This window comes from Faecalibacterium sp. An192, from assembly GCF_002160175.1.
Classification (GTDB): domain Bacteria; phylum Bacillota; class Clostridia; order Oscillospirales; family Ruminococcaceae; genus Faecalibacterium.
Window position 1 is genome coordinate 1 of sequence record NZ_NFKB01000144.1, and the last position, 824, is coordinate 824.

At 47.8% G+C, this 824-nt stretch carries 1 protein-coding gene; it reads left to right on the forward strand.

Annotation, left to right across the window (positions count from 1 at the left end):
- Positions 1 to 62 precede the first annotated feature (62 nt).
- Positions 63 to 698 (forward strand): hypothetical protein, encoded by a 636-nt coding sequence (locus tag B5F27_RS16340; RefSeq protein WP_087248003.1) that lies wholly within the window; start codon positions 63 to 65, stop codon positions 696 to 698.
- The last annotated feature ends 126 nt before the right edge of the window (positions 699 to 824 follow it).

The following is an 824-nucleotide window of genomic DNA, read 5'->3' on the forward strand; positions in this document are numbered from 1 at the left end:
CCTTCCTTTGAACCTGTTTTGGGTCTCTATCTTTTTACACCATTAAGGAGGAAAAATTCATTATGAAACTCAAGAAGATTGCTTCTCTGATGCTCGCTGGCGTTATGGCTGTCAGCATGCTGGCTGGCTGCTCTGGCAACAACACCGATGACAACAAGGGTGAGGGCGAGACCTCGACCGCTACCAGCTACTCCACCGAGCTGCGCACCGCTATGACTGGCGCTGCAAAGGAGCGTGTGACTGCTGTAGCAAACAGCAAGCTGGATTCTGCTCTGGAACAGAATGTCAAAAAGTACTTTGTAATCACTGATTACGCTGATATCACCAATATTGACGCAGTTCAGGTTGATCTTGATGATGAGAATGCTGTCATCTACAATAACCTGGTTAAGTCCATGAATGCAGAGAAGGGTATTGTGGCTGCGCTGGATGATGATAACACCAAGACCACCACAGCTGTGAACCTGTATGTTGTCAATGCTACTACCAGCGATGAGTATGCTTTGGAGCAGATTGCAGGAATGATTGGTATTGTGGACCTGCCGAAAACTTCTGCAGATACCAACTACAAGTATACTTATGACATCTCTGCAAGCATTGTGACCAAGACTGTGACTTCCTCTGTCGTCCAGGGCGTGGAGACTGGTGTCAAGTACATTGCTGTTGCTGTCACCCAGAATGTGACCAAGGTTGTCTGATTTGACACGCATTCATGCTTATAACACCCCAGCAGCACCATGGCTGGGAGCTGATATAAGGGGCTTTTAAGCGAGAGACCGTTTAGAGGCTCGGGTAAATAACCCATCCGATGTGGCGACAAAGGG